Genomic DNA, 24,168 nt, shown 5'->3' with positions numbered 1-24,168 from the left:
ACATCCGCTCCCGACCAAGTGTCTGTCACTACCACGACCCGCGCACGGCGCGTGCGCTCGAGCGGGGCCTCGGAAGGCTCCCCGCTCCCGTGGGAGCCCGCCGCCCGTTCCGGGATCGGGCCCCCGAAGTGCGCCGGGGGAACGCGCTCCTTCGGGTTCCCCCGGGACACGCGGACCGCGGTGAACACTCCAGGTGTTCAACACGGCCCTCGTCCACGCGCGCCTCTCACCCGTTCTCGCACTCCGCTCCGCGGTTCCACAGTTGCGACCAGAGATCCACTGCACATCACTGGCAACTGTCCCGGCGGGATAACCGCCCCGAAAAACCCCGATGAACTGCGATGAAGCCGAAACCGCCGCGAAGCGGGTGATCAACGGCGCCTTGACACCGCACGTTCGGGGTGTGAACGTTCCGTGCGGAGCCAACGCGACGACACGCAGGAAGCCGGTGCGAGCCCGGCACGGTCCCGCCACTGTGTGTGGGGAGTTGCCGCCAACACGCCACTGTCGGTGATCCGATGGGAAGGCGGCGGACAACGTCGATCCACGAGTCAGGAGACTGCCGTCGTCGTACCGATTCGTACGGGGTCGCGGAGCCCCGGAGGAGGTAACGACGGTGCCGCACCGAACCGCGCGCGCATTCGCTTTCCACCGCTCCCCCGCGGGTACGCACCGGGATCCGGTCCCGACCCACGTCCCGTCCGCCGCGACCCCCTGAGTCCCCGGCGTTCCGGCGGAACGCATCACCGACCGCTCTTCCACAGCGATCAGACCCGCGGAGACACGTGTGTCCATTGTAGAAACTCATTCGGACCCCCCTGCAACGAAACCGACCGTCCTGGACGAGCTCGTCGAGCGGGTCCGCGCCGATTCGCGCCTCCACGGCGGAAAGGGCCCGCCTACCGCCCTCCCGGCCACGGTCGCCTTCCGAACCGAGCAGAACGCACGGCACGCGGGCAGGGTCACGGGCTACGCCAACTCGGTGCTGAGCATCCGGGTGGGGGAGGCGGTCGGCTCCTGCGCCACCGAACCGGAGAGCCAGGACACCGCGCGACTGCCCGGTCTGGCCGGTTCCACCGTCGACGAGCTGCTGGACCACCCGGACCCGGTCGTTCGTACAGCCGCGCTGGACGCCTACCTCGCCCACCTCGCACCACACGGCGAACGGAGCGACTCCCGCACCGTGCGCCTTCCACGCGGTGACTCGTCGGTCAAGTCACGAGCACGCGCCCGCGAGGTCGTGGACCTGATCCCCCGTGGGAACGAAGGCCCGGTCGCGGTCATCGGAGTGGTGAACTCGCTGCTGTCCGCTTTGGAGGACCGGAACCTCGAACACGTTCCGTGCGACTTCAAGGGCGGCCGCACCGAGCGGGGAGAAACCGTGCTGCGGAACCACTCCGAGGCGCTGTCCGGGGCCCGAGCGGTGCTCGCGTCCGGTATGACCCTGGGCAACGGGACGTTCGACGGGATCGCCGAACACTGCCGGACCAATGCCGTCCCACTGGTGGTGTTCGCCCAGACCGGCAGCGCGGTGTTCAGGGAGCTGTTGGGCACGCACCTGACCGCGCTCTCCGCCGAGCCCTACCCGTTCTTCTGGCTCACCGGGCAGGAGAACGAGATCCACCTCTACCCGGCCGCATCCGGAGGGCGCTCGTGAACGGGAACGCGGACTCCGCGGGGGGACGCAGGTGTCGCTCGCTGCTGGAACTCATCGGCGACACCCCCGTACTACGAGTCACGACCCCACTTCCCGAGGAGCACCCCGGGTTCTGGGCCAAGCTCGAAGGAGTGTCCCCCGGTGGCATGAAGGCCAGAGCCGCGCTGTCCATGATCCGCGGCGCCAGGCGGCGCGGAGAGCTGCGGCCCGGAGGCACCATCGTGGAATCCACCAGCGGCACCCTGGGGATCGGACTCGGTTACGTGGGCATCGCTCTCGGCCACCCCGTGATACTGGTGGCAGACCGTGAACTCGACGATCCGAGCGCGAGCCTGCTGCGTGCGCACGGTGCACGGATCGAGGTCGTCGACGAGCCCGCTCCCGTCGGTGGATGGCAACGCGCGCGGCGCGACCGGGTCGCTCGAATACTGGCCGAGCACCCGGACGCGTTCTGGCCGGACCAGTACAACAACCCGGACAACGCCGCCGGTTACACGGCTCTCGGCCGTGAGCTCCTGGAGCAGTTCGACCGGCTGGACGCGGTGGTCTGCAGCGTCGGAACCGGCGGGCACAGCTCGGGGATCGCGTCGGTACTGCGTTCCCACCGGCCCGGTGTCCGGCTCGTCGGAGTCGATTCGCCGGGTTCGGCGCTGTTCGGCCCGGAACCACTGCCAAGGGTGATGCGTGGCCTGGGCAGCAGCATCCATCCGGACAACGTCGCCTACGAGGAGTTCGACGAGGTCCACTGGATCGGCCCCGCCGAAGCCGCGTGGGCCTGCCGAGAGCTCGCGGGCAGCGTCTTCGTCACGGGCGGGTGGAGCACCGGGGCCGTGGCGCTGGCCGCCGCCTGGTGTTCGGCCGAACTGGACTCGGACCGGGTGACGGCGGTGTTCCCGGACGGACCGTACCGCTACTGGCACACCGTCTACGACGAGGAGTTCCGCGCGCGGAACGCGCTCGAGGCACCACCGTGCGTCCGACCGCACCCGTACCGCGCGGACGAGGCGCGCGGTTGGAGCAGAACGCGCCGGGTGGAGGACCCGTGTCCCGAACGAACCGGTGACTCCGAGTGCCCCGTGTGCGGACGGGACGGTGCTCGATCATGAACTACGCGGCGTTCCGCCGACTGTCCCCCGCGGCGCGACTGCTGGTCGTCAACCAGTTCGGGATAACCGTCGGCTTCTACATGCTGCTGCCGTTCCTGGCCTCGTACATGAGCGAAGAGCTCGGCTACGGCGCGGCCGTGGTGGGCGTGGTGCTGGGAATCCGCAATCTCAGCCAGCAGGGCATGTTCCTCGTGGGCGGCACGGCCGCCGACCGGATCGGCTGTCGGCCGATGATCATCGCGGGGTGTGCCCTGCGCGTGGTGGCCTTCGGATCGTTCGGGGTGTTCACAACGCTGCCCGGCCTGATCGCGGCGGCCGTGCTGACCGGACTCGCCGGTGCGCTGTTCAACCCGGCGGTGCGGACCTATCTGATGCACGAGGCCGGGGAGAACAAGGCCGAGGCCTTCGCGGTGTTCAACGTGTTCGGGCACGCGGGCACCCTGCTCGGGCCGCTGCTCGGAGCCGGGCTGCTCACCGTCGACTTCCGCCTGATCGCGCTGCTGGCGTGCCTGGCCTTCGCGGTGCTCACCGTGGCCCAGCTGCTCGTGCTGCCGCGCCGACGGATCGAACGCCAGGAGAAGGGAGTGCTCGGCAGCTGGCGCGAGGTCCTCGGCAACCGTCGCTTCCTCGGCTTCACCCTGGCGCTGTCCGCGTACTTCGCGCTGTACAACCAGCTCTACCTGATGCTGCCGCTGGAGATCCGACGCGTGTCCGGGGTCGCCTGGTCCATCGCCGGGGTGTTCGTGGTCTCCACCGCGATCGGCGTGTTCGGTCAGGTGCGGATCACCCAATGGTGCCGCCGCCGGTGGACGGCCGGACGCTCGGTGGCGATCGGTTTGAGCTGCATGGGCGTTTCCTTCCTGCCCGTCCTGGTGGCCAGCCCGCTGCTGCCCGCGGGGGACGGCGGGCTCGGTGGACCCGGTGGCTGGACGACAGCGCTCGCCTGCCTTCCCGTGCTGGTCGGCACGGCACTGTTCACCGTCGGCACGGCCATCACCAACCCGTTCGCGATGGAGCTGCTGCCCGCCGTGGGCAACCCGCGCCTGGCGGGAACGTACTACGGCTTCTACTACCTGGTCTCCGCGCTGGCGGCCGCCGCCGTCAGCTGGTTCGCCGGGGCGCTGCTCGACGAGTTCGGCGGATCACCGCTGAGCTGGTTGCCCTGGTGCTGCCTGTTGTTGGTCGGTGTGGCAGGCGGCTCGGGCGCGGCCGTGCTGAACCGGCGCGGTCTGCTCGATCGAACACCCGGACACACCCCCGAAGGAAAGGCAGCCCCCGGATGACCGCGGCGAACATCGACAGGAGACGACTGCTCACCGGAACGCTGGGCACGCTCGCCGCGGGACCGCTCGTGGCGTGCGGCGGTGCGGGCGGGAGATCCGACAACAGACTCCGGGCGGCCTTCTCCGTGTCGGGCAGCAGGGAGTCGCTCGACCCGCACACCGGTTCCCTGTTCGTCGACCAGGCGCGTTCCAAGGCGCTGTTCGACACGCTGGTCGGATACGCCCAGGACATGAGTCCGGTCCCCCGGCTCGCCGAGTCCTGGGAATCGGACGCCGACGGCAGGCGCTGGCGGATCAGGTTGCGCGCGGCCAGGTTCCACGACAACAGGCCCGTAACAGCGGAGGACGTGCTCTACAGCTATCGGCGCATCGCGGACCCGGCCACCGGGTCACCGGCGCGGCCCCAGTTCTCCGGTGTGGACTTCGGAGCCAGTGAAGCGGTCTCGGAACGCGAGCTGGTACTGGTGCTCGGCGAACCGGACTTCGCCTTTCCCGCGGCTTGGGGAGCCCCCGCCACCGAGATCGTTCCCGCGAACACCGCGGACTTCGGCGTCCCCGTCGGCAGCGGACCGTTCCGCTTCACCTCCTTCGAAACCGGCGGATCGGCCGTGTTCGAACGGTTCGAGGGACACTTCGACGGTCCGCCCAAACCCGCCGAGCTGGAGTTCGTGCCGGTCAACGAAGCCGAGGCGCGGGTGTCCGCCCTGCTCGCGGGGCAGGTTCACTACGCGCACGACATCGGTGCCAACGCGGTGGAGATGGTGGAAAGGGACGAACGGGCCGAGGTGCTGTCCGCTCCCCGCAGCACCATGCAGGCGGTGGCCTTCAAGGTCGACCGCCCGCCCTTCGACGACAACCGCGTGTTGCGGGCCGTGCTGTCGGGCGTGGACCGCGAGGCACTGGTCGAGGTGGTGCTCAACGAGCGCGGCGAACTCGGCAACGACCTGTTCGGCAAGGGACTGGAGCACTACCCGGAGGACGTTCCGCAGCGGGAACGTGATGTGGACCGGGCACGGAAGCTGCTGCGCGAAGCCGGGGCCCGAGGGCTGAGCTTCGAACTGCGCACCAGTTCGGCCGATCCCTGCTTCGAACCGGCGGCGAACCTGATCGCCGAGCAGCTCGGCGAGATCGGGATGAGGGTCACGCCCAGGGTGGGGCCGTCGGAGACCCACTACTCCGACATCAAGAAGCACGGCGTGGCCGGGCACACCAGAACCGCCGCCCTGCCGATCACCACCTACCTCTCCAAGCGCCTGCGCGCGGCCTCGGTGAGCGCCAACTACACCGGTTACGACTCCGCGGAGTTCGACAGGCTGTTCGACGACGCGGTGGCTACCGCCGACGAGCGGGAACGCGCCGAGCTGCTCGTCGACGCGCAACGACACGCGCGCAACCACAGCGGCGTCATGGTGTGGGGGTTCAGCGACTGGAACGTCGCCGTCTCCAGTGATGTCGGCGGGTTGGAGGCCGCCACGCCGAACTCGCTGAACTGGGCCAGGTTCGACGGGGCCGAGCTGGGCTGATGCGTGCCTTCGTTCCGATCGGTGCTTTCCGTCCGGGCTGTCGGTTCGACCGGGGGTTCCTCCGCCCGCGGCGCCGGAGCTTCCGCGCGATCCACCGGCGCCGCCGCGGGGGCTCCCGCGAGGACGGCCCCGACATCGCGCAGAACGAGCTGCCCGAGCTCGGGGCACCCGCTCACGAGCCCGCGCGGGGCTCCGCCAAGCGACCAGCTACGCCGGGGGAGAGCGGAGAACCTCTATGAGGCGGATCGGGATCGCGCTGCTGCAGGTCCTCGGGGTCACCGTGGCGGTCTTCGCGCTGAGCGCGTTGCTGCCCGGCGACACCGCCGTGGTGATCCTGGGCAGGCACGGCACCTCGGAGCAGATCGCCGCGTTGCGCGAACGACTCGGGCTGGACGAACCGCTCCCGAGTCGTCTGCTGGAGTGGTTCGGCGGTCTCGCGCACGGAGATCTGGGGACCTCGCTGCTGACCGGGAAACCGGTGGCCGAGGAGATCGCCGACGGACTCGCCACCACGGTGGTGCTCACCTCCTGCGCGCTCGGGGTCATCCTGCCGCTGGCGCTCGCGATCGGAGTGCTGACCGGCCTGCGGCGCGGATCGCCGCTGGACCGTGCCGTGAACTCGGTCGTGGTGCTGCTCGACTCGGTGCCCGAGTTCGCGTTGGGGCTGCTGCTGGTCGGGCTGTTCTCGCTCCGGCTGGGTTGGTTGCCCGCCACGGCGGCCGGGATCTCGGGAACCTCGCTGCTGGCGTACCCGGCCGTGCTGGTGCTGCCCGTCGTGGTGCTGGTGTGCAAACAGCTGTGCGCCCTGACACGTCAGATCCGCATCGGGGTGGCCGAGGCCCACACCGCCGAGTACGCGAGTCACGCCCGCATGCACGGGCTGCCCGAACGAGTCGTGCTGTTCCGGCACGTGCTGCCCAACGCGGCGGGGGCCGCCGTGCAACAACTCGCGCGCACTGTGGACGGTCTGCTCGGCGGCGTGGTGGTCGTGGAAGCGCTGTTCGCGCTCCCCGGCCTCGGTTCCGGTTTCGTCGACGCCGTCAGGACCCGGGACCTGCCGACCGTGCAGGGGTACGCGCTGATGTTCGCCGCCACGACGGTCACGGTGAACCTGCTCGCCGACATCGCCGCACGACGACTCGTCCCACGACGCGAGGTGGCACCTTGAAGCGTTCGGCAACGGGCGGGCCGATCGCGGCGGCCGGCTGGGTACTGCTCGGCGTCCCGCTGCTCACGGCACTGATCGGGCCGCTCCTGGCCGGACCGGCCAGCTCGGATGCGGGCGCGCTGCACTCCCCGGGCGCCGACCATCCCCTGGGCACCGACGAGCTGGGACGCGACGTCCTCACCCTGGCGCTGGGCGGCGGAACCTCGATCGTGACGATGACCGGTGCGGCGTTGCTGCTGTCCTATCTGATCGGGGTTCCGCTGGCGCTGCTGACCGTCGGAGGGCGGCAATGGGCGAGCCGGCTGCTGCTGCGGCTGCTGGATTCCCTGCTCGCGCTCCCCGGGCTGTTGGTGCTGTTGGTGCTGGCTGCCACCGGCCGGCGCGGTACGGGCACCCTGGTCATCGCGATCGCCGTCCTGCAACTGCCCGCCGTGGTACGGATCGCGCAGGGCGCCGCACTGGCTCCCGGGTGCGGAACCGCGCTCGAGGCGATGACCATGCAGGGAGAATCGCGCCCGCGGGCCCGGTTTATCTACATTGGACGATCGATCCTCGGCCCCGTGGCGGTGGACGCGGGAACCCGGCTCAACCTGGTGCTCTACCTGATGGCCTCGGCCAACTTCCTGGGACTCGGCCTGTCCTCCACCGCCACGGACTGGGCCGTGCTGGTCGAGCTCAACAGGGACGCGCTGTTCGTCCAGCCGTGGGCGGTCCTGGCCCCGGCGATGCTGCTGGTCTCGCTGTGCGCGGGGGTCAACCTCGTGGTGGACGGGGCGCTGTCGCGCCGAAGGACGGTACGCACATGAGCCGACCACTGCTCGACGTGCGCGAACTGGGGGCACGCACGCGGACCACCCGGCTGCTCGGAGGAGTAGACCTACGGGTGCGGCACGGTTCCGTGCTGTTCGTGCTCGGCGAGTCCGGCAGCGGCAAAACCACGCTGGGTCTGGCGCTGCAGGGAGAGCACCGCTCGGACGTCGCGCTGTCCGGCAGCGTGCGCCTGGACGGTGCGGAACTGCTGACCCCGAGCGAGCGAGCGCGCAGGGCGCTGCGCGCGGGAAGGATCGGTTATCTGCCGCAGCACCCCTCGGCGGTGCTGAATCCGGTGCGCCGCGTCGGCAACGTGCTCCACGAGTTCGCCGCGGCGTGTCGCACCACGCGTTCCGAGCGCGACGCCGCCGTGGTGCGTGCCGTGGAGACCGCGGGACTGACTCCCGAACGGCGGTTGCTGCGCCGCTATCCGCACCAGCTCTCCGGGGGACAGCAACAACGGGTGGCGCTGGCCCACGCGCTGATCGCCGAGCCCGAACTGCTGGTGCTCGACGAGCCCACCACAGGACTGGACGCGGTCACCCGCGCGGGCACGCTGGCCACGCTGCGGGAGCTCGCCCGGAACGGGACCGGATTGGTGCTGCTCACCCACGACCTCGGGGCGGCGCGCGGGATGGCCGACGAGGTGCTGGTGCTGCGCGCGGGCTCCGTCGCGGAGCAAGGTCCGGCGGAGCGCGTACTCGACGATCCCGCGCACGAGCACACCGGGGAGCTGCTGGCGGCGGAGCCTCGGCTCCCCGCAACCGTCCGCGCCCCTGCCGCCGGGGGAACTCGAACCCCGGCAGGGGGGCTCCGGGCGAGCGGCCTGCGCAAGCGGACCGCCTCCGGGGCGGAGCTGCTGCGCGGTGTCGACCTGAGCGTCGCTCCCGGTTCCCGCACCGCCGTGGTGGGCAGGTCCGGCAGCGGCAAGACCACGCTGGCGCGGTGTCTGGCCGGGCTCGCCGTCCCGGACGCCGGGCGGGTGGAGTTGCACGGCAAAACGCTGCCGAGCGATATCAACCGCAGGAGCCGGAGACAGCGCACCCGGGTCCAGTACGTCCATCAGGACGCGCGGGCCTCGTTCGACGAGTTCCGGGCGATCGGTGCACAACTGGCGCGGACGGTCCGGCCGGCCGGGAGGGCGGACGAGGAGTCCGTCCGGCAGGGGGTGACGCGGACACTGAACTCGGTCGGGTTGGACCGGGCGGCCGCACGGCGACGCCCCGCGGGGTTGTCGGGTGGCCAGCTGCAGCGCGCGGCGCTGGCGCGGGCCCTGCTGGCCGAGCCCGACGTACTCGTCTGCGACGAGATCACCTCCGCCCAGGACGTGGTCGGTCAGGCCGAACTGCTCGGACTGCTGCGCCGGCTCACCGCGGACACCGCGATCGGGTTGGTGCTCATCAGCCACGACCTCCCCGCCGTCGCGTCGCTTGTCGACGAGATCCTGGTGCTCGACGCGGGACGGTGCGTCGAACACGCGCCGACCGAGCGGCTGCTGGCCCGGCCCGGGTCAGCAGCGGCGGCGGAGCTGGTGACCGCCGCACGTGACGCCCCGGGAGCCGCTCTGTCTGCGGGCCGGAACGACCGCCCCGCTAGGCGGCGCTCCACGTGAAACGCACCGCGTGCGGAAAGTGATCGGACAACGGCTCGCCCGCGTCGTCGAGGAAGGCGGTGTGTTCGTTGCCGTACTCCCGCGCGGTGAGGTCCGTACCCTCGCCGCCGCGGTACAGCACCTTGTCCACCACCTCGCAGGAATCGCTCGGACGCTGCTGGTCGCAGACCAACGGTTCGGCTCCCCGGGTGGGCCGGGTCCCGGAGCGCTCCAGGGTCACCCACGCGTCGGTCAGCCCGTTGGCGTCTACCAGCGCGCGGATGTTGTCGCCCTCCCTGGTGTAGCGCGTGTTGGTGTCGCCCATCACCAGCACCGCGTTGCCTTCCGAGTTGTTCCCGAGGAACTCCGACAACTGGTCCAGGTTGGACCTCCTGGCCGCGAGGTCGCCCGGAGCGGTTCCCGCGTTGGCGTGCACGTTGTACAGGTCCAGGCTCGCCCCCGCTGCGAGCTCGATCCGCGCGAACGTGAACCCCTTGGGGGTGAGGCAGTCGGTGCCGTGGCAGTCGTCCCAGGTGACCCGCCGGAAATCGTCGACGCGGTACTCGGAGAGCGTGTTCAGCCCGTCGCCGAACATCGCCGGTCCGCTGGTCTCGGTGCGGTGGGGGTGCTCGTCGCGCTCGTAGAGCTCGTCGTGGTAGTTGAAGTCCTCCTGGACGTTGACCAGGTCGTAGTCGTTCAGGCGCTCGCCGATCAACGGGGTGTTGGTCGCCGGGTCGCTCCCCGAGATCCAGTCCGGCAGTCCGGCGACGTTGTAGGTGAGCGCGGAGAACTCACCTCCGGAGGGCGGTTCCTCCGCCGCGGGGGAGGCGACCGCCTCCCCGCCGGTCAGTGGGAGCAGCATCCCCAGCGCCGCGGTCCACGCGGCCATCCGTCGCACCATGCCGATCACTCCGGAAAGAGGGCCATCAAAAATGAATAAAACTCATTTTCAGCGTATGGTCCCCGCCCGAGCACCCCAACCGGCCACGGAACCATTCCCATGACTCCGTACGGAGCACCGGCACCACGCGCCCGCGTCCCCTCCGGAACCGGGACCCGAGAGCGGATTCCCCGCGGCGTCCCGCGGGAACGGAATCACTGCTCGGAGAACTCGGCTCCGGCCGGATGCGCGGCACGAGCGCGTTCCAGGCAACGCCCAGCCGTGATCGTGTCCCCGGCGAGCACGGTGATCAGCGACCCGCCGGCCGCCAGTGGCATCAACGTCCACTCCCGCGCCGAGACGGGCGCTTCCGGATCGCGGTCCCACACCACGGATTCGGTGGCCAGCACCCGCGCTCCGCCGAGGTACCCGTGGCTGGCACCGAGTGACGGATCACCGATGTCGAGACCGTTGCGCAGCAACCGCCGCCCACCGCGCTCCAGCTCGAGATCGGTGCGCAGCCTCCCGGGCGGCTCGCCGCTCCTGCCGAGGACGAGGGTCTCGCGGCAACGGACCCGGGCGTGCTCTTCCAGCCGAACGGACAGTTCGGCACGGTGATCGGCCCGCTCGGTCACCACGGTGGGTTCGGGGAGGTATTCGACGATCCCGCCGTCGGCCACCTCGATCCGGATGGAACCGCGGCTGGCGCCGGGGCCGTGGCCGGGCAGGGCGAGAGCCGCGGCGATGCCGCGCAGCGACAACCGGGCCCCCGGGGCGACGCTCACGTGCAGCGCGAGGTCATCGCCCCCCAGCGGCGAGCTCGCCGAACCCACCAGGTGAACCACGGCCTGCCGACTCGTTCCGGTCCTCGGGCGGCGCGGGACGAGGGTCAACGGCGCTTGCGAACGGAGCTCGCGCACCACCGAATCCCCCCGCTCGTCCCGCTCGACGACCAGCCGGGCCCGCGACCTCACTTCCCGTCCGGTTCCGCCGGCGACCACGCGGAGACCCGCTCCCGCACCCAGGCGGCCGTCCGCGCGGCGGTGGGGTCGTCCGTCAGGGACTGGGTGATCACCGCCAGCTCACCGCGCATCCGCCGCGCGTCGGAGCGCATCACGGCCATGTCCGCGCCGACCCGCTCGGCCAGATCCACCTTGTTGATCACCAGCAGGTCCGCGGTGGTCACCCCGGGCCCACCCTTGCGGGGGACCTTGTCCCCGCCCGCGACGTCGACGACGAAGATCTGGACGTCGGCCAGCCCCCTGCTGAACACGGCGGTGAGGTTGTCCCCACCGCTTTCCACCAGGATCAGGTCCAGAGCGGAGTGCTCGTGCTGGAGCCGCTCGACCGCGTCGAGGTTCGCGGTGATGTCGTCCCTGATCGCGGTGTGCGGGCAGGCCCCCGTCTGCACCGCCTCCACCCTGCTCCCGTCCAGCACGCCCTCCCTCCGGAGGAAGTCGGCGTCCTCGGTGGTGTAGATGTCGTTGGTGACCACGGCCAGTTCCAGCTCGCTTCCGAGCGTGCGGCACAGCGCGGCCGTCAGCGCGGTCTTGCCGCTGCCGACCGGTCCGCCCACACCGATGCGCATCGGACGGTCCGCCACTCCCCCGGAAGTGAACGGGTCCGGTCCCGCGGCCGTCGGGTCGAAGTCGACGGAGTGCCGGTGTTCGTGCTCGTGGTGCTCGTGCGGGTGTTCAGCTCGCAAAGAGTCGCACCTCTTCCTCGTGATGTCGCTGGTGTGCCTGGGCGAGCAGGTCCAGGGCCGGTGCTCCCGCGGCCGGGAGGTCCTCCGGCCGCGAACCGGCCGTGGACGCGGCTCGCCGCGCGATTCGCTCGGTGTCCCGTTCGAAAGCGGCCACAGCCGCGTTGGCCGCGAACGGGTCCAGACCGAGCAGCCGCACCGCCGCCGAGGCCGGGCCGCTCACGGCCAGGTAGGCCACCACGGCGGCGGCGTCCTTCGGGGTGCCGAGCGAACGAGCACCGATCAGCACCCCCACCACCGCCGGGTGATGCGGGCTGCCGGTGGCCGCGAGGAGTTCCTCCAGGGCCGCGCAGGGCCATGCCGCGCGCCCCGCCCGCGCGGTACCGCGCCCCTGGGCGCGCGAGGCCGCGCGCTGGGCGGGCGACGGGGTGCGGGCGTCGAGCTCGTAGTCCCAGCGCGACCAGTAGTCCTTCCCCGCTCCACGCTCACCCGCGTGCGCCGCCGCGGCCGCGAACGCGGCCGCCTGGCTCCCCGCGCCGTGCAGCCTGCCGCGCAGGAACTCCCGCAGCTGATCGGCGTTCCCGACCACTCCGCGGTGCACGGCCTCCTCCAGACCTCCCGAATGCGCGTGCCCACCTCCGGGCAGGCGGGCATCGGCCAGGGCGAGCACGGAGAGCGATCCGCCCGGCTCCGCCCCGGCCGGTTCCGGCACCCTCGCTTCCTCGTCCATCGCGACCGCCCCCGCTCAGAACAGGAAGTAGCGCTGTGCCATGGGCACCTCGGCCACCGGTTCGGAGTCGATCAGCTCGCCGTCCACGCGCACCGCGAAGCTGTCCGGGTCCACCGCGATGTCCGGGGTCGCGTCGTTGAGCCGCATGTCCGCCTTGGTCACCGACCTGGTGTCGGCCACCGCCACCGGTTCGCTGTTCGGCTCCAGCCGTTCGACCAGCCCGGCTTCCAACGCCTCGGGGGCCACGAACGAGACCGAACCGGCAGCCGCTGCCCGCCCCGTCGCGCCGAACATCGGGCGGGAGAGCACCGGCTGCGGTGTCGGGATGGACGCGTTCGCGTCCCCCATCGCGGCACGCACCGCGAAACCGCCCTTGAGCACCGCGTGCGGCCGGACGCCGAAGAACTTCGGTTCCCAGAGCACGAGATCGGCCAGTTTCCCGACCTCGACCGACCCGACCGACCCGTGGATGCCGTGCGCCACCGCCGGGTTGATCGTGTACTTGGCCACGTAGCGCCTGGCCCGCAGGTTGTCCGCCCGTCCGTCACCCGGCAGGGAGCCCCTGCTCGCCTTCATGGCGTGCGCCGTCTGCCAGGTGCGCGTCACGACCTCCCCGATACGCCCCATGGCCTGGGCGTCGGAACCGATCATCGAGATGGCGCCGATGTCGTGCAGCACGTCCTCGGCGGCGATCGTGGTCGGCCGGATGCGGCTCTCGGCGAAGGCCAGGTCCTCGGGGACCGAGGGGTTCAGGTGATGGCACACCATCAGCATGTCCAGGTGCTCGTCGATGGTGTTGACCGTGTACGGCCGCGTGGGGTTGGTCGAGGAGGGCAGGACGTTGGCGTGGCCGGCGACCCTGATCACGTCCGGGGCGTGCCCGCCGCCTGCCCCCTCCGCGTGGTAGGCGTTGAGGGAGCGGTTCCCCACGGCCTCCAGGGTGGACTCGAGGAAGCCGGCCTCGTTGAGGGTGTCGGTGTGGATGGCGACCTGGACGCCGCTGCTCTCGGACACGCGCAGGGCCGTGTCGATGGCGGCGGGGGTGCAGCCCCAGTCCTCGTGCAGCTTGAGCCCACCCGCCCCGGAGCGGAGCTGTTCCCGGAGCGGCTCCTCCGCCGCGGTGTTGCCCTTGCCCAGCAGCAGGATGTTCACCGGCGAGTCGTCCACGGCGAGCAGCATCCGCGCGAGGTTCCACTCCCCGGGGGTGACGGTGGTGGCCTTGGACCCCTCGGCCGGACCGGTCCCTCCGCCGATCAGGGTGGTGACCCCGGACGCCAGCGCGGTCTCGACCTCCTGGGGGCAGATGAAGTGCACGTGGCAGTCGATGCCGCCCGCGGTGAGGATCTTCCCGTTCCCGGCGATTATCTCGGTGGACGGCCCGATCACCATTCCGGGGTCCACCCCGTCGGCGGTGTCCGGATTGCCGGACTTCCCTATTCCGGTGATCCTGCCGTCCCGCAGCGCCACGTCCGCCTTGACCACTCCCCAGTGGTCCAGGACCACGGCCCCGGTTATGACCGTGTCGGGCGCTCCCTCGGCGCGCGTGGCCACCGACTGGCCCATCGACTCGCGGACGACCTTGCCGCCGCCGAACACGGCCTCCTCGCCCGAACCGCCGCTCCCCCGGCAGCGGTCCTCGGTCACTTCCAGCAGCAGGCCGGTGTCCGCGAGGCGGATCCGGTCCCCCGTGGTCGGCCCGAACAGTTCGACGTAGCGTTCGCGGGTTATCCCCGGTTCCTCGGTTTCGCCGCTCACCGCTCGCGCTCCTCCCCGGTGGGTTCGGAGCAGCTCACGCGGTCGAGCTCGCCCGCGCTCTCGCCGCGCAGCCCCGGAACGTGGCGCCTGCCCCCTATCGGGACCAGCCGCACCTCGTGCTCGACGCCGGGCTCGAAGCGCACGGCCGTTCCGGCCGGCACGTCCAACCGGAGCCCCCAGGCGGCTCGCCTGTCGAACCGCAGGCCGGGATTGACCGCGGCGAAGTGGTAGTGCGAGCCGACCTGCACCGGCCGGTCGGCCTCGTTGAGCACGACCAGCCGAACCCGTTCGCGTCCGGGGTTCAACGGAACGCGGTCCGCTCCCGGGAGGATCTGTCCTGGGTACACTGAAGCTCCTACTGGATCGGCGAGTGCACGGTGACGAGCTTGGTCCCGTCCGGGAAGGTCGCCTCGACCTGAACGTCGTCGATCATCTCGGGGACACCGTCCATGACCTGGTCACGCGTCAACACGTGACGACCGCTGGACATCAGTTCGGAGACGCTGCGGCCCTCGCGGGCCCCTTCGACCACGTGATCGGTGATCAGAGCGATCGCCTCCGGGTGGTTCATCCGCAGCCCGCGCTCCAGACGACTGCGCGCGAGCTGCGCGGCGACGTAGACGAGCAGCTTGTCCCGCTCCTGAGGTGCCAGGTGCATGAGACGTTTTTAGCATCGCGAACGAGTTTCGGCACCACTCAAAACACGAACTTCACCGCAACGAAACAAAACCGCCCGAAACGTCCGGAGCGCGCGCTCAGACGTCCGCCGCTTCGACCGACCCGCGCGAGGTGAGCGGCGCCCCGGCCACGTCGACCGGCTCGGCAGGAACCGGCAGTGCCGTGGGCAACCAGGAGGCAGCGGCGTTCCAGGCCCACCGGATCAGCGCGGTCGAGTGCCGGAAGGAGTACGGGGAAAGCCGGTCGACCTTCGGAGAGGGCAGCACGTACAGCTCGCACCGGGACGCGTTGAGCTGCATGTCCAGTCTGGACGCCGCGTACATCGCGGCGCTCAGCGCGGCACCGTTGATCGCAGGGATCGAGTTGCTCGACCCCTTGCGCTCGGGAAGGCGCTCGAAACCGCCCGCGCCGGACTCCAGCGGCCACGTACCACCGCACGGCAGCACGTAAACCCGGTCGGCTCCCTGCTCCACGGCGCGGCTTATGGGCATGAAAGCGGCGGGGCCGCCGTCCGCGTACCGGCGGCCGTCCATCTCGACCGGCGGGAAAACCCCGGGGATGGAGCACGAGGCGACGAGAGCGGGCAGGGCCGGGCCGCTCCGGAAGAACACCGCCTCACCGGCGTCCAGATCGGTCGCGGTGACCGTCAGGGGCAGTTCCGCCTCCTCCAACCTGCGGAACGGCAGCGTGCGGTGCAGCCAGCCTGCCAGCCCCCGGTTGCTCATCACGTGGTTCGACAGGCCGAGCTTGCCCGCCAGCATCCGCGTCGGTTCGACCGGGAAGACATCGCGACGGCGCATGGTCGCCCACACGTCGCGCAGCTTCTCGGCACCGTGCGGAGTCGGGTCACCGGCCAGCCAGGCCGAGTTCAACGCCCCCGCCGAAGTGCCCACCAGCATGTCCGGACCGTGCCCCGCGTCGAACAGCGCGCTGACCAGACCGGCCTGAACGGCCCCGAAGGTCGATCCGCCCGGAAGAACCCACGCCGTCGTCATCCGCGTCCCCTCCCATCGGGAATCGTCCTCGAATGGTTCGTGCGGGTTCGCTCGGCGGAGCCACCCCGCGAAGCGGGACAGCGAGGTCCCACCGGCCACGCCACCAAGATATCCGGTCCCGCTCCGGGTGCACGGCTACCGGGCCCGAGGGGCCTCGCAGCGGAGATGCCGAACCCCCTCCCCGGCACCACCAGCACAGGAGCTCCACCCGAGCGCCCCGAGCCGCCGAACCCTCGATCTCACTCCCGTTCCGGAGGGCCCTTGCCCCTGGTCCGCTTGACCTTCGAGCGGTGCCTCTTGTCCTCCAGACGCCTGCGCTTGGCTCCGGCGCTCGGGCCGGAGCGCCGCCGGGGCTGCGGGGTGGGACGCAGCGCCTCGGCCAGCAGCTCCGCGAGGCGGAGCCTGGCCTGCTTCCGGTTGGCCAACTGACTTCGCTCCCGGTCCGCGGCCACGGTGAGCACCCCTCCCCCGGAAAGCCTCCCGGAGAGCCGGGAGATCGCGTGCTCACGCTGCTGTTCCGTCAGCGCCCGCGACCCCCGCAGGTCGAAGGAGAGCTCGACGCGGGACTCGGTGGTGTTGACGTGCTGGCCCCCCGGCCCCGAGGAGCGGGAGAAGCGCTCCACGAGCTCGGGGGCCGGTATGGTCACTCGCCGGTTCACGCGCAGGTCTTCGGGCACGCCCAGAGGATGCCGCAGGGCCCTCGTCGTGGGCCATCCCCACCGCCGCCCCGGTCCGGTCCCGGCACCCGCTCCCCGGAAGCCGTTCGGGATCCCGTCGCGGACGGCTCGAACGTCGTCCACCGGCGCGGAGCACGACAACGACCGTCCGGGAAACTGCGAGAAAGCGTTCCCATATCGCGGAAGAACCCGAAAAACCGTGCGCCCCGGAGAGCGCAGCTCGGCCTTCGCGCCGAAAACACATTTCCCGGAATTCCGATTCATCCGACCATCGGATCAGAACGACTTCCGCGCCACCGCCACACCACCGTGATTAACCCGAAAGCACCTGTAACCCCCGCAAAAGCTCCCATACAATGACACCCGGTCGCCCACCCGAACGAGGCGACCAGAAATCCGCACGACGAAGGCGGACAGAAGCGGAATTTTCCGAGAACGGAGAGATGAAAAAATGCTCACGCACATGATCGCCTCCGGAATGGCGCTGTCGACTCTATTCGCTCCCGCCGCGGGCGAGTTCGAGAATCCCCCTGCGGACGAAATAGTCATCGACGTCGCCACCGTGAACGGTTCCGGATGCCCCGAGGGCACGGCAGAAGTGGCCGTCTCCCCGGACAACAAGGCCTTCACCGTCACCTACAGCGACTACCTCGCCGAAGTCGGACCGGACTCCGATCCAACGGCATTCAGACGCAACTGTCAGCTCAACCTCGTCGTGCACGTCCCCCAGGGATTCACCTACGGGATCGCCCAGGCCGACTACCGCGGTTTCGCCCATCTCGCGGAAGGGGCCACCGGCACCCAGAAAGCCGGTTACTACTTCCAGGGCGACTCCCAAACAACGCACTCCAGCAAGACGTTCGAAGGGGAGTACAGCGACAACTGGCAGGTCACCGACGAGACCGAGATCGCCGACATCGTCTACAAGCCCTGCGGCGTACAGCGCAACTTCAACATCAACACCGAACTGCGCGTGGACGCGGGTACCTCGGACTCCGGCGAGACCAGCTTCATGACCATGGACTCGACCGACGGAAACATCGAGACCACCTACCACTTCTCCTGGAAGAAGTGCGAATCCTGAGCGGAACCGCGGAAGGGCTGTCCGAACCCCGGCCCGGGGACGGGAGAGGTCTTCACCGGTGATCGCGGTGCCGGCTCGTGACCGGGAGCGGCGGCGGACCGGTCCGGTTCGGACCGCTCCACCGGTCGGCCCGGTTCAGCGGAGCTGCCCCGCGAGCACCCGTCCGATGTCATCGATGCCGAACGGCTCCTGATCGAGCCGCTGCTGCCCACCCGGCGTGGCGGAGCGCCGGGTGGGCGCGGCGGAGGGACGCTCCCGCCGGGCGCTTGCCGGCACGATCCGCCGCACCGCCACCGCCGGACGATCGCCACGTCGCCCAGCGACTCCCCCGCCCCCGACCGGGGACTGCCGAGCCGGTTCCGCACCGCTTCCCGGTTCCGTGTGCCCACCGTCGGCCGCCATGCGTAAAAAGAACCACAGGATTCCGCTTGGATCCCGCCCGGGATCGGGAAAAACTCCGGGGGAACAGAGCGCGGCACCGGGCGGAGCCGGATGCACGGAGCAGCGCCGGGCACGCCCGCGCGTACCCGGCGCACACGTGATCGCGTCCGTATCCGTCGACCCGGACGGACCGGTCACGCGGAGTGCGGCTTCCCGTCCACCCGGCGCGGGATCCCGAGCGGGTTGTCGTCGCGCAACGCCTCCGGAAGCACCGCCCCTGGGGCGTTCTGGAACGAGACGGGACGCAGGAAGCGCTCCACGGCCGCCGTGCCCACCGAAGTGTGCGTCGGAGCGGTGGTAGCCGGGTACGGACCGCCGTGCTGCATCGCGTAGCTGACGCTCACCCCGGTCGGCCAGCCGTTCCACACCAGACGCCCGGCCCTGCTGCGCAGGACCCCGAACAGCGACTCGACCACGTCCTCGTCCTCCACGCCCTGGACGGTGGCCGTCAGCTCTCCGGAGAAGGCGGCGGCGGCCTCGAGCAGCTGGTCGGTGTCCGAATACCCCACGAGCAGGGAAACCGGGCCGAAGCACTCCCCCATCAGTTCCTCGGAGTGGGCCAGCAGCTCTTCGGCCGTCGTGCTCAGCAGGGTCGGTGTCACGCCCTCCTCGGAACGACCACCGGTGACCAGCTCCCGCACGGCCGAGTGCTCCCGCAGCGAGTTCAGGCTCTCGCGGAAGGCGTTCTCGATCCCCGAGCTGAGCATCGGCGCCGCGTTGCGCTGCCGCACCTCGGGAACCAGGGTTTCCTCGAACTCCCGCAGCGCCTGCTGGGGGACGAACAGCAACCCCGGTTTGGTGCAGAACTGGCCGACACCCAGCGTGTAGGAGTCGAGGTAACCGCGTGCTATCTCGCCCCCGCGCTGCTCGGCGGCCTCCGGGGTGACGAACGCCGGGTTCACGCTGCCCATCTCGGCGTAGAAGGGGATGGGATCGGCCCTGGAGCAGGCCAGGTCGAACAGTGCCCGTCCTCCGCTGTTCGAGCCGGTGAAGGCGCCTGCCTTGATCCGCCCGTCGAGCACCGCCGCTCGGCCGGACTCCGTCCCCTCGATGAGGGCGAACGTTCCTTCCGGAGCGCCCGCCTCCCGCAGGGCGGTGGTCACGAGCTCGGCGGTGCGCCGGGACAGTTCCGGATGCCCCGGGTGTGCCTTGACCACGACCGGACAGCCCGCCGCCAGGGCCGAGGCGGTGTCGCCTCCGGCCACGCTGAAGGCGAAGGGGAAGTTGCTGGCGGCGAACACGAGAACGGGACCCAGCGGCAGGGAAACGCGCCGCATGTCGGGACGGGCTCCCGTCGGCCAGTCCGAGGCGGGCGAGTCGAGAGTCGCCCCCAGGTGGGAGCCCTCCTCGACGACGTCGCCGAACAGCCGCAGCTGGAAGGTCGTCCGGACCAGCTCACCACGCAGCCTGCCCTCCGGCAGGCCGCTTTCCCGCTGAGCCAGCGGCACGAGTTCCTCGGTGGCCCCTTCCAGCGCGTCGGCCACCCCGCGCAGCAGCCCGGCCAGCTCGCCCGGCCGAGCGCTCTCCAGTTCTCCGGAGGCGGCCCTCGCGTTGTCGAGGACGGTTTCGAGTTCCTCGGCCGGAGCCGGAGTCGAACGTGTCGATGTCATGGAGTTCCGCGACCTCCTCGGTTCGTTCGTCGTCGGACGGTTCCTCGGTGAGAGCTCGTGGCACGTTTCGCGCGAAACGTTCGACCGGGGATCACACGGGCGGCCTCTTCCCGGGCGGTTCGTCCAACGGCGGGAACCGCTCCGGACGCCACCGGCTCCTCCCGGAGTCGGCGAGCTCTCGGACGAGGGCTTCTCAGTGATGTTTCCTTGCCGTGCTGATGGCTCTGGTGTGGTGCTTGGGCGCAGGCTGCGCCCAAGCACCACCCGAACAGCTCGCTGAACGGAAAACCCCGGTCAGGGGCGGAGCAGCGTCTTCACATCACGCCCGCGGTCGTCCCCCAGCTCCCGAAGGGCTCTTTCGGCCTCGCTGAGATCGAGTTCCCGGGTGATGATCAGCGCCGGATCGAGGGCACCACTGGTGAAACTCGACACCGCGTGCCCCCAAGCACGGGAGGGCGCTCCGAACACGGTGTGCACCGTGATCTGGGACAGGACCAGGTGGGCCGGATCGGGCGGTCCGGAGTCCGCCGCGGCCACCCCGGTGAGCACGACGCGCCCGCCGGGGCGGGCCAGGCGCGTGGCCAGGTCCGCCGTGCCCGACGCCCCCGCGGCTTCCACGACGGCGTCGTAGCCCGCGAACCGGCTCTTCGCCTCCTCGGGCGAGCACACCCTGCCCGCTCCGCACGCCTCCGCGATCTCCGCACGGGCCTCGTTCGGCTCGACCAGGGTCAGCTCCGCGGGCGAGGTCGATGCGATGAGCTGCGTCGCGAGCAGCCCCAGACTGCCGCCCCCGACGACCGCCACCCGTTCACCGGGCACCGCCGCGAGCTTGAGGGTCGCCGCCGCGGCGCAGGCCGCGGGTTCCAGCGCCGCGGCGCTGCGTGCGTCCGCGTCGTCGGGGAGCACGTGCAGCAGCCGCGCGGGCAGGGTGAGGTAGGTGGCCCAGGCCCCCGGACTGGTGAACCCGGTTTCGTCGTACTGGTCGGCGCAGAGGTTGTTGTCCCCGCGCCTGCACGCCGAGCACACGCCGCAGCCCCGGAAGCCCTCGCCCACGACGAGGCGGCCGTTCAGCCCCTCGTCCACCTCCGCGCCGACGGCCACGACCCTCCCGGACCACTCGTGCCCGGGGACCACCGGGTAGCGCACGAACTCGGGCGGCCGACCTCCGGTGAACACCTCCCGGTCCGATCCGCAGATTCCGCTGCGGACGACCTCGACCACGACCTCGCGCGGCCCGGGGGGCGTGGGTTCGCTCGGAACGACCCGCAGGCCTTCCGGCCGCTCGATCCGCACCTCTCGGGCGGAGTCGCTCATGAGGTCTTCTCCTTCGTACCGCGGAACTGCCAGTCCTCGGCGTAAAGGTCGAAACGTGCTCCGCTGGCCGGATGTTCGCGCACGAAGTCCACGTCGAGTTCCACCCCGAGCCCGGGGCCGGAGGGCAGTGCGAAGTAACCGTCCTCGACCTCGGGAAGTCCGGGCGCTGCCTGCTTCACGTGCGCGTCCGCGAAGTCGTTGAAGTGCTCCTGGATCTTGAAGTTCTCGGTGACCGCGGCGAGATGCAGGTTCGCCGCCGTGAGCACCGGCCCGCCGACGTTGTGCGGGGCGAGCAGCACGTAGTGGGTTTCCGCGGTGGCGGCCACCTTGCGGGCCTCCGATATCCCCCCGAAGTGCCCTATGTCGGGCTGGATTATGTCGGCCGCCTGGCGGGAGAACAGTTCCCGGTACTCGAAGCGGTCGTGGATGCGCTCCCCGGTCGCGACCGCCAGCGAAGTCTCCGCGGAGACCTTGCTCAGCGCCTCGACGTTCTCCGGCGGGACCGGTTCCTCGATCCAACTGGGCGCGAAGCGGGCCAGCTCACCGGCCATCCGGGTCGCCTCGGCCGGGGTGAACCGCCCGTGCATCTCGATGAGGATCTCGACGTCGGGCCCCACCGCGTCCCGGACCGCTTCCACCAGTTCGACCGAGCGGCGGGACTCCGCGGGCTCCAGCTCCCAGCGCCCCGGACCGAACGGGTCGAACTTCAACGCCCGGTAACCGCTGTCCACCACCGAACGGGCCGCCTCGTGGAACTGCTCCGGAGCACGCTCCACCGTGTACCAGCCGTTGGCGTAGGCCTTGACCCGGTCCCGGACGTTGCCGCCGAGCAGCCGCCACACCGGTTCGCCCAGCGCCTTGCCGATGATGTCCCAGCACGCCATCTCCACGCAGGCGATGCCGGACATCACGACCTCGCCCGCTCGGCCGTAGTCGCCGCGCTTCATCCGCCACACCAGCGCTTCGATGTTGAACGGATCGGCGCCGACGACGTGGTTGCGCGCGGCCTCGTTGAGGTAGCCGAGCAACGCCTCGGTGTGTCCGAGCATCCGCGTCTCCCCCACACCGACGAGTCCGTCGTCGGTGTGCAGGCGGACGTAGGTCAGGTCCCTCCAGGGAGTCCCGAGGACCAGGGGTTCGATCTTCGTGATTTTCACCTGAGATCACTCGCCTTCTCACTCGTCGCGGACTCACCGCGCGGGACGGCGAGCCCTGGGGCAGGCAGCTCCGAGGTCGTGGCCTCCGGCATGTAGCGGTGCAACATGTCCAGGCCGATGCGGGCGCGGCGCACGCGTTCCCGGCCGAGCGCGACGGCCGTGGGGGTCAGATGACCACCGCTGGGATAGATGTCGGGAGCGTTGCGCAGTCCGAACTTGACGTAGACGGGCGCGGTGACCCGGACTATCTCGGCGATCTCGTAGTGCCGGACGAATCCGCCCAGATCGTCCGGGGACTCGATGTAGATGTCGAGCGGCAGGTCGGTGGCCGCGCGTATGGAGGCCAGCTGACCGGTGGAGAGGTCCGTCGGCACGTTGTAGGTGTCGGCGCCGAGCCGCTCCGCGATCGCGATGGAGACCGGGTTGGACAGTGCCATCTGGACACTGCACTTGAAGCACATGTCCGCGGGCAACTGCCCGTCCTCCCGCATCCGCGCCGCGATCGAGAGCACCCCGAGGTCCGTGATCAGCACGCTGCGCACGCCTGCTTCGGAGGCTCGGAGCACGTCCTCCAGCACGTGGGCGAGTTGATCGGTGCCACGGGCCTGGGCCGCTATGGAAGCACCGACCCGGGAGCCCACCATCGCCCCGGTGTGCCAGCCCGCCTGCGGACGGGCGAACAGGCTCAGCTCCGCGTGGTTCCGCCCCGCTGTGGCGGCCATCTCGGCGAGTTCCCCGTCCGTGAGCATCATGGCCCCGCTGCCCTGGGATATCCGGTGCACGGGGACGTCCCGGTCCGCGGCTTCGGACAGGACGGCGTCGAGCACCTCGGGCCCCTCGGTACTCGGGATCTCCACGCGGTACTGCGCCCCGTCCGGGAAGCGTTTGGGGCTCGCGGGGGGCTCTTCAGCGTCCTCGGCGGGCAGCCCCTGGGATCGCAAGAACGTTCGTGCTTCCAACACCCACTCCGTTCGAAATATCGGACGTTGTTCGACAACTTAGCCGCACATGCCTCACCAGGTCAATAGGCGAGTCCCCCGAACCACTTCTCCCAATTTCCGGTAAGCTGTTCGAAATACCGGTCACGTGTCGGCCAAGGACTCGCTCACGGATCCGGTGCGATCGGAGCTCATCCGTCGAAGAACCGAGGGGGGCGACCGCTGTGGCACGAGCGGTACCCGCTTTGCAGCGGGCTTTCGACATACTGGAACTGTTCCTGGACGAAGCGGAGCTGAGCGCCCCGGAGATCACCACCAAGCTGGAACTTCCCCGCACGACGGTGCACGAGCTGCTCGGCACGCTCGTGGAACGGGGGTACCTCACCCACGCGGGCGGCAGCGGTTCCAGGTACAGACTGGGTGTCCGGGGCTTCCAGCTGGGGTCCGCCTACGCCGACCGGCTGGACCTCGCCCGCGAGGGACAGCTCGCCGCCGAGGAGACCTCGCGGGAGTGCAACGAGACCGTGCACATCGGAATCCGCGAGGGCACCGAAGTGCTCTACGTGGCCAAGGTGGACAGCGGGCACCCGGTACGCATGGTCTCTGCGGTGGGAAGGCGTCTTCCCGCCCACTGCACGGCGGTCGGCAAGGCTCTGCTGGCACCGCTCTCCGCGGAAAAGCTAGAGGAGCTCTACGGCGGGAGCACCCTGCCGCCGATGACCGCCAACAGCATCACCGACTACCGGAGTCTGCTCTCCGAGCTCGCCGAGGTCCGCGCACGGTCCGGACAGGCCCGGGAGCACTGCGAGTCCAACGATTCGGTGGCCTGCGTCGCGGCGCCCGTGTACGACCACTCGTCCGAGGTGGTGGCCGCGATGAGCATCGCTGTTCCCATCCTCAGGTGGGACGAACGAGTCGAGCGGGAACTCACCGGGACGGTGGTGCGCGGTGCCGCCAACCTGTCCGAACGCCTGGGGCACCGCGCGGGATGACGGAAAGCTCCCGATGCGGAGGGCTCCGCTCAACGCAGGTGCTTCAGCCCGCGCATTCGGCACCTTGACGTGCTCCC

At 70.5% G+C, this 24,168-nt stretch carries 23 protein-coding genes and 1 riboswitch; of the genes, 9 read left to right on the top strand and 14 right to left on the bottom strand.

Going from position 1 to position 24,168, the window contains the following annotated elements:
• Window positions 1-390: 390 nt before the first annotated feature.
• Window positions 391-582: riboswitch (cobalamin riboswitch) on the top strand.
• Window positions 583-787: 205 nt separating this feature from the next.
• From FHR84_RS23280 to FHR84_RS13925, 7 genes are all read left to right on the top strand, one after another.
• Window positions 788-1,657: a Rossmann-like domain-containing protein gene (locus FHR84_RS23280; RefSeq protein ID WP_218862892.1), complete on the top strand. Its 870-nt coding sequence runs from the start codon at window positions 788-790 to the stop codon at window positions 1,655-1,657.
• Window positions 1,654-2,763 carry a pyridoxal-phosphate dependent enzyme gene (locus tag FHR84_RS13950; RefSeq protein WP_179535962.1) on the top strand — a complete coding sequence of 370 codons (1,110 nt, stop codon included), beginning with the start codon at window positions 1,654-1,656 and terminating at the stop codon, window positions 2,761-2,763. The genes FHR84_RS23280 and FHR84_RS13950 overlap by 4 nt, the downstream gene beginning before the upstream one ends.
• Window positions 2,760-4,046: an MFS transporter gene (locus FHR84_RS13945; protein ID WP_179535961.1), complete on the top strand. Its 1,287-nt coding sequence runs from the start codon at window positions 2,760-2,762 to the stop codon at window positions 4,044-4,046. The genes FHR84_RS13950 and FHR84_RS13945 overlap by 4 nt, the downstream gene beginning before the upstream one ends.
• The gene (locus FHR84_RS13940; protein ID WP_179535960.1) at window positions 4,043-5,569 is read left to right on the top strand and encodes an ABC transporter substrate-binding protein; all 1,527 of its coding nucleotides are present in this window, start codon (window positions 4,043-4,045) and stop codon (window positions 5,567-5,569) included. Before FHR84_RS13945 ends, FHR84_RS13940 begins: the two co-directional genes overlap by 4 nt.
• Before the next feature lie 235 nt (window positions 5,570-5,804).
• Window positions 5,805-6,737, top strand: a complete 933-nt coding sequence (locus FHR84_RS13935; protein WP_179535959.1) for an ABC transporter permease — start codon at window positions 5,805-5,807, stop codon at window positions 6,735-6,737.
• Entirely contained in the window at window positions 6,734-7,543 is an 810-nt protein-coding gene (locus FHR84_RS13930) for a hypothetical protein (RefSeq protein WP_218862891.1), read from the top strand. The genes FHR84_RS13935 and FHR84_RS13930 overlap by 4 nt, the downstream gene beginning before the upstream one ends.
• On the top strand, window positions 7,540-9,159 hold the full coding sequence (locus FHR84_RS13925) for an ABC transporter ATP-binding protein (protein ID WP_179535958.1): 1,620 nt from the start codon (window positions 7,540-7,542) through the stop codon (window positions 9,157-9,159). Before FHR84_RS13930 ends, FHR84_RS13925 begins: the two co-directional genes overlap by 4 nt.
• Here FHR84_RS13925 and FHR84_RS13920 read toward each other — a convergent pair.
• From FHR84_RS13920 to arfB, 9 genes are all read right to left on the bottom strand, one after another.
• A complete protein-coding gene (locus tag FHR84_RS13920) occupies window positions 9,140-10,027 on the bottom strand; it encodes an exonuclease/endonuclease/phosphatase family protein (RefSeq protein ID WP_246300575.1) in 888 nt (295 codons plus the stop codon). The genes FHR84_RS13925 and FHR84_RS13920 overlap by 20 nt on opposite strands.
• 206 nt (window positions 10,028-10,233) lie before the next feature.
• Complete coding sequence (locus tag FHR84_RS13915; protein WP_179535956.1) at window positions 10,234-10,992, bottom strand: urease accessory protein UreD; 759 nt, start codon at window positions 10,990-10,992, stop codon at window positions 10,234-10,236.
• Complete coding sequence (gene ureG / locus FHR84_RS13910) at window positions 10,989-11,723, bottom strand: urease accessory protein UreG (protein WP_179535955.1); 735 nt, start codon at window positions 11,721-11,723, stop codon at window positions 10,989-10,991. Before ureG ends, FHR84_RS13915 begins: the two co-directional genes overlap by 4 nt.
• On the bottom strand, window positions 11,713-12,450 hold the full coding sequence (locus FHR84_RS13905; protein WP_179535954.1) for an urease accessory protein UreF: 738 nt from the start codon (window positions 12,448-12,450) through the stop codon (window positions 11,713-11,715). Before FHR84_RS13905 ends, ureG begins: the two co-directional genes overlap by 11 nt.
• A 15-nt stretch (window positions 12,451-12,465) precedes the next feature.
• On the bottom strand, window positions 12,466-14,205 hold the full coding sequence (locus FHR84_RS13900; RefSeq protein ID WP_179535953.1) for an urease subunit alpha: 1,740 nt from the start codon (window positions 14,203-14,205) through the stop codon (window positions 12,466-12,468).
• Window positions 14,202-14,552, bottom strand: coding sequence for an urease subunit beta (locus FHR84_RS13895; protein WP_179535952.1), 351 nt, complete (start codon window positions 14,550-14,552; stop codon window positions 14,202-14,204). The genes FHR84_RS13900 and FHR84_RS13895 overlap by 4 nt, the downstream gene beginning before the upstream one ends.
• Before the next feature lie 8 nt (window positions 14,553-14,560).
• Window positions 14,561-14,863 carry an urease subunit gamma gene (locus tag FHR84_RS13890; RefSeq protein WP_043576948.1) on the bottom strand — a complete coding sequence of 101 codons (303 nt, stop codon included), beginning with the start codon at window positions 14,861-14,863 and terminating at the stop codon, window positions 14,561-14,563.
• Window positions 14,864-14,960: 97 nt separating this feature from the next.
• The gene (locus FHR84_RS13885) at window positions 14,961-15,878 is read right to left on the bottom strand and encodes a patatin-like phospholipase family protein (RefSeq protein ID WP_179535951.1); all 918 of its coding nucleotides are present in this window, start codon (window positions 15,876-15,878) and stop codon (window positions 14,961-14,963) included.
• Window positions 15,879-16,117: 239 nt separating this feature from the next.
• Window positions 16,118-16,555: an alternative ribosome rescue aminoacyl-tRNA hydrolase ArfB gene (gene arfB / locus FHR84_RS13880; RefSeq protein ID WP_179535950.1), complete on the bottom strand. Its 438-nt coding sequence runs from the start codon at window positions 16,553-16,555 to the stop codon at window positions 16,118-16,120.
• 451 nt (window positions 16,556-17,006) lie between these two features.
• Here arfB and FHR84_RS13875 point away from each other — a divergent pair, with 451 nt between their 5' ends.
• Entirely contained in the window at window positions 17,007-17,639 is a 633-nt protein-coding gene (locus tag FHR84_RS13875) for a DUF4360 domain-containing protein (protein ID WP_179535949.1), read from the top strand.
• A gap of 135 nt (window positions 17,640-17,774) precedes the next feature.
• Here FHR84_RS13875 and FHR84_RS13870 read toward each other — a convergent pair whose 3' ends face one another.
• From FHR84_RS13870 to FHR84_RS13850, 5 genes are all read right to left on the bottom strand, one after another.
• Complete coding sequence (locus tag FHR84_RS13870; RefSeq protein ID WP_179535948.1) at window positions 17,775-17,915, bottom strand: hypothetical protein; 141 nt, start codon at window positions 17,913-17,915, stop codon at window positions 17,775-17,777.
• 299 nt (window positions 17,916-18,214) lie between these two features.
• Window positions 18,215-19,690, bottom strand: a complete 1,476-nt coding sequence (locus FHR84_RS13865) for an aldehyde dehydrogenase (NADP(+)) (protein ID WP_179535947.1) — start codon at window positions 19,688-19,690, stop codon at window positions 18,215-18,217.
• Window positions 19,691-19,984: 294 nt separating this feature from the next.
• Window positions 19,985-21,004, bottom strand: a complete 1,020-nt coding sequence (locus tag FHR84_RS13860) for a zinc-dependent alcohol dehydrogenase (RefSeq protein ID WP_179535946.1) — start codon at window positions 21,002-21,004, stop codon at window positions 19,985-19,987.
• Window positions 21,001-22,161 (bottom strand): enolase C-terminal domain-like protein, encoded by a 1,161-nt coding sequence (locus tag FHR84_RS13855; RefSeq protein WP_179535945.1) that lies wholly within the window; start codon window positions 22,159-22,161, stop codon window positions 21,001-21,003. Before FHR84_RS13855 ends, FHR84_RS13860 begins: the two co-directional genes overlap by 4 nt.
• The gene (locus tag FHR84_RS13850) at window positions 22,158-23,120 is read right to left on the bottom strand and encodes a U32 family peptidase (protein WP_218862890.1); all 963 of its coding nucleotides are present in this window, start codon (window positions 23,118-23,120) and stop codon (window positions 22,158-22,160) included. The genes FHR84_RS13855 and FHR84_RS13850 overlap by 4 nt, the downstream gene beginning before the upstream one ends.
• Before the next feature lie 203 nt (window positions 23,121-23,323).
• Here FHR84_RS13850 and FHR84_RS13845 point away from each other — a divergent pair, with 203 nt between their 5' ends.
• Window positions 23,324-24,091 (top strand): IclR family transcriptional regulator domain-containing protein, encoded by a 768-nt coding sequence (locus tag FHR84_RS13845; protein WP_179535943.1) that lies wholly within the window; start codon window positions 23,324-23,326, stop codon window positions 24,089-24,091.
• Window positions 24,092-24,168: the final 77 nt, after the last annotated feature.

Origin of the sequence: Actinopolyspora biskrensis (assembly GCF_013408175.1) — a bacterium.
GTDB lineage: Bacteria > Actinomycetota > Actinomycetes > Mycobacteriales > Pseudonocardiaceae > Actinopolyspora > Actinopolyspora biskrensis.
The sequence above is the reverse complement of the archived record's forward strand: the minus strand, read 5'-3'. Positions and strand labels throughout refer to the sequence as shown.

What these genes read in the sequence shown, in the direction of transcription:
- FHR84_RS13945 (WP_179535961.1), top strand. Translation starts at nt 2,760, where the DNA reads ATGAACTACGCGGCGTTCCGCCGACTGTCCCCCGCGGCGCGACTGCTG.
- FHR84_RS13940 (WP_179535960.1), top strand. Translation starts at nt 4,043, where the DNA reads ATGACCGCGGCGAACATCGACAGGAGACGACTGCTCACCGGAACGCTG.
- FHR84_RS13935 (WP_179535959.1), top strand. Translation starts at nt 5,805, where the DNA reads ATGAGGCGGATCGGGATCGCGCTGCTGCAGGTCCTCGGGGTCACCGTG.
- FHR84_RS13925 (WP_179535958.1), top strand. Translation starts at nt 7,540, where the DNA reads ATGAGCCGACCACTGCTCGACGTGCGCGAACTGGGGGCACGCACGCGG.
- FHR84_RS13920 (WP_246300575.1), bottom strand. Translation starts at nt 10,027, where the DNA reads ATGGCCGCGTGGACCGCGGCGCTGGGGATGCTGCTCCCACTGACCGGC.
- FHR84_RS13905 (WP_179535954.1), bottom strand. Translation starts at nt 12,450, where the DNA reads ATGGACGAGGAAGCGAGGGTGCCGGAACCGGCCGGGGCGGAGCCGGGC.
- FHR84_RS13890 (WP_043576948.1), bottom strand. Translation starts at nt 14,863, where the DNA reads ATGCACCTGGCACCTCAGGAGCGGGACAAGCTGCTCGTCTACGTCGCC.
- FHR84_RS13885 (WP_179535951.1), bottom strand. Translation starts at nt 15,878, where the DNA reads ATGACGACGGCGTGGGTTCTTCCGGGCGGATCGACCTTCGGGGCCGTT.
- FHR84_RS13875 (WP_179535949.1), top strand. Translation starts at nt 17,007, where the DNA reads ATGCTCACGCACATGATCGCCTCCGGAATGGCGCTGTCGACTCTATTC.
- FHR84_RS13865 (WP_179535947.1), bottom strand. Translation starts at nt 19,690, where the DNA reads ATGACATCGACACGTTCGACTCCGGCTCCGGCCGAGGAACTCGAAACC.
- FHR84_RS13860 (WP_179535946.1), bottom strand. Translation starts at nt 21,004, where the DNA reads ATGAGCGACTCCGCCCGAGAGGTGCGGATCGAGCGGCCGGAAGGCCTG.